At 70.5% G+C, this 2,845-nt stretch carries 3 protein-coding genes and 1 pseudogene; 1 reads left to right on the plus strand and 3 read right to left on the minus strand.

What is annotated here, in order from left to right; all coding sequences use genetic code 11:
* Together AC32QD_RS03195 and AC32QD_RS03200 are read right to left on the minus strand one after the other, a co-directional pair.
* Positions 1–182 (minus strand): annotated as a pseudogene (locus AC32QD_RS03195) (aminotransferase); the annotation flags it as partial.
* Positions 179–658 carry an Rrf2 family transcriptional regulator gene (locus AC32QD_RS03200; RefSeq protein ID WP_492009037.1) on the minus strand — a complete coding sequence of 160 codons (480 nt, stop codon included), beginning with the start codon at positions 656–658 and terminating at the stop codon, positions 179–181. The gene AC32QD_RS03200 and the pseudogene AC32QD_RS03195, both read right to left, overlap by 4 nt.
* A gap of 182 nt (positions 659–840) precedes the next feature.
* Here AC32QD_RS03200 and AC32QD_RS03205 point away from each other — a divergent pair, with 182 nt between their 5' ends.
* Entirely contained in the window at positions 841–1,488 is a 648-nt protein-coding gene (locus AC32QD_RS03205; protein WP_492009038.1) for an alpha/beta hydrolase, read from the plus strand.
* An 81-nt stretch (positions 1,489–1,569) separates the two neighbouring features.
* On the opposite strand, the gene AC32QD_RS03210 is transcribed toward AC32QD_RS03205, so the two are convergent.
* The gene (locus AC32QD_RS03210) at positions 1,570–2,706 is read right to left on the minus strand and encodes an anhydro-N-acetylmuramic acid kinase (protein ID WP_492009039.1); all 1,137 of its coding nucleotides are present in this window, start codon (positions 2,704–2,706) and stop codon (positions 1,570–1,572) included.
* Between the last annotated feature and the right edge of the window lie 139 nt (positions 2,707–2,845).

Raw genomic sequence — 2,845 nt, forward strand, 5'->3', positions numbered from 1 at the left:
CAGCCAGCGAGGCCGGCCACCTGCACCCGGGCACGCTCGACGATGGCCCGCGCGGCGCGCCCCTCGGCATGAACGCTGGAGGGATTGCCCACTGCGTCCATGGCGGCAAGCATCGCGGCGCGCGCCTCGGGCCTCAAAGGCGCGGTGGCGTTCCAGTCGAGGTATGTGCGCGCAGCGTTCACGCCCGCGCCTCCTCTTCCTCGAGAAGCTCGGAGAAGTCCGGTACCGCCGGGCAGGGCACCATGCGGTCGGCAATCACGTCGGCGATGCTGGTCCGGCTGAGAAACACATGGACATGCGCCGAGAGCTGCTCCCACAGGTTGTGGGTCAGGCAGGCCTCGCGCGACTTGCCGCAGCCCTCGCCCCCCATCCAGTTGCCGTGGCAGCCCATGGCGTCGAGCCGCTCGTCCACCGCCGTCATCACGTCGCAGATGCGCAGCTCTCCGGCTGGGTGGGCCAGCTTGTAGCCGCCACCCGGCCCGCGCACCGACTCGACCAGACCGGCGCGGCGCAGTCGCACGAAGAGCTGCTCGAGATAGGCCACCGAGATGTCCTGGCGCTCGGCGATCTCGGCCAGCGTCACCGGCCGCATGCCGCCGTTGAGCGCGATGTCGGCCAGCGCGGTGACAGCGTAGCGGCCCTTGGTGCTGAGTTTCATCGCCTGCTCTCCGCTGGGCCGGACGGGCGCGGCGCGCGTATTGACCTCGCCGCGCACGCGCATTACGTCGACAACACCTACGCGGCGGGGCGTCCGGACTTGGATTTAGAAAAGGTCTAGGATACCCGACTGAACATGTCAAGCAATCGGGGCGGTCCCGCTCCGGCAAGCGGAAGGGTTCCATGCCAGAGGTGATCTTCCCGGGGCCCGAAGGCCGGCTGGAAGGCCGTTATCACCCAAGCGCCACGCGCGACGCGCCGATCGCGCTGATCCTGCACCCGCACCCGAAATACGGCGGGACGATGAACAATCCCGTCACCTACGCCCTGCACTATGCCTTCCGCGACCTGGGCTTTACCGCCATGCGATTCAACTTCCGCGGCGTGGGGCGCAGCCAGGGCGAGTTCGACCAGGGCGTGGGCGAGCTTTCCGACGCCGCAGCCGCACTGGACTACCTGCAGACGCTGAACCAGAACGCGCGCGGCTGCTGGGTGGCGGGGTTTTCGTTCGGTGCCTGGATCGGCATGCAGCTGCTGATGCGCCGGCCGGAAATCGGCGGCTTCGTCTCGGTCTCGCCGCCGGCCAACATGTACGACTTCTCGTTCCTCGCCCCCTGCCCGTCCTCGGGGCTGATCGTCAGCGGCGCGGCCGACCGGATCGTGCCGCCCGACGAGGTGGAGAAGCTCGCCAACAAGTTGAAGGCGCAGCGCGGCATCACCATCGACCACACGGTGGTGACCGAGGCCAACCACTTCTTCGAGAAGAACGTCGAGGAACTGGTCGAGCTGGTGAAGGATTATGTCAGGGCCCGGATGGTGCAGGACGGATAGCCGCCCGTCCCGTGGCTCTGTCGAGGCATCGCTGCCGCACATCGCGTCGCAACACGCGGCTGGGCCAGATATGGCGGCGGCTCACGCCCGGCTGACCCGCCCGCCGCAGACCGGCGCCCGGCAGCCCGTGGTCCCGGGCGCCGAGGTCGGCAGGCCCCTGAGCACCCTGACCGCGAGATAGGCGAAAGCCTGCGCTTCCAGCATGTCGCCGTCGAGGCCGAGCGTCTCGACCGGCTCCACCGGCGCGCCGAGCCGCCGGGCGAGAAGCGCCATCAGCGTCCGGTTCTTTCGCCCCCCGCCACAGGCGAGCCAGCGCCCGGGGGGCTCGGGCATGTGGGCGAGGCCGGCCGCGACGCACTCGACGGTAAACGCGGTCAGGGTCGCCGCGCCGTCCTCGGTGGGCAGCCCGGACACGGCGTCCAGGACGGGCAGGAAATCGTTTCTGTCCAGTGACTTCGGAGGTTTTCTTGAAAGGTGCGGGAAGGCGGGGAGGCGCGCCAGCACCTGCGGCGCCGCACAGCCACGCGCCGCCGTCGCGCCCTCGGCGTCGTAGCCCTGGCCCGTGCGCTGGCCCATGAAGTCATCGATTAGCGCATTGGCCGGCCCGGTATCGAAGGCAAGCAGCGCGCCGGGGGCCTCGGGCGCCTCGGCGGCCGGGTCGATCCAGGTGACGTTGGCGACGCCGCCGAGATTGAGGAAGGCCACCGGCCCGGCCAGCCCGGCCCGGCGCGCCAGCGCGTGGTGGAAAAAGGGGGCGAGCGGGGCGCCCTCGCCGCTCGCCGCCATGTCGGCCGAGCGGAAGTCCCACACCGTGGGCACCCCCGCCCCGGCCGCCACCGCCGCGCCGTCGCCCAGTTGCAGCGTAAAGCCCTCGGCCGGACGGTGCGCCACGGTCTGGCCGTGGAAGCCGATCACCGCGGGCGAGCCGCCGAGCCTAAGAATGGCCTCGAGATGCAGGGCAACCGCGCTTTCGGCCAGCCGCGTCAGCTCCGGCGGCCAGCGAGGCGGGTCGCGCAACGCCGCCGTCGGCGTGACGGGCGCGGCGCGGTTGGCCGCCGCCATCTCGGCGCGGTAGCGGGCGTCGTAGGCCAGGAACAGGCTGTCGCCGAAGGCAGCGATCTCCTCGCCGTCGGTCAGCACCAGCGCCGCGTCCACCCCGTCCATCGAGGTGCCGCTCATCAGCCCCAGCGCCCAGACCGGCCTGCCCCGCTCGACCATGCCCTTTCCTTCGCCGCCATATCGGCTATAGAACCCGCGCCGGACCATACGAGAGCAGGCCATGACCTACCAGCCGAAAGCCGAGTTCCTGCGCGTGATGCTCGAGCGCGGCTACATGCAGGACTGCACCGATCTCGAG

The organism is Thermohalobaculum sp., from assembly GCF_058622915.1.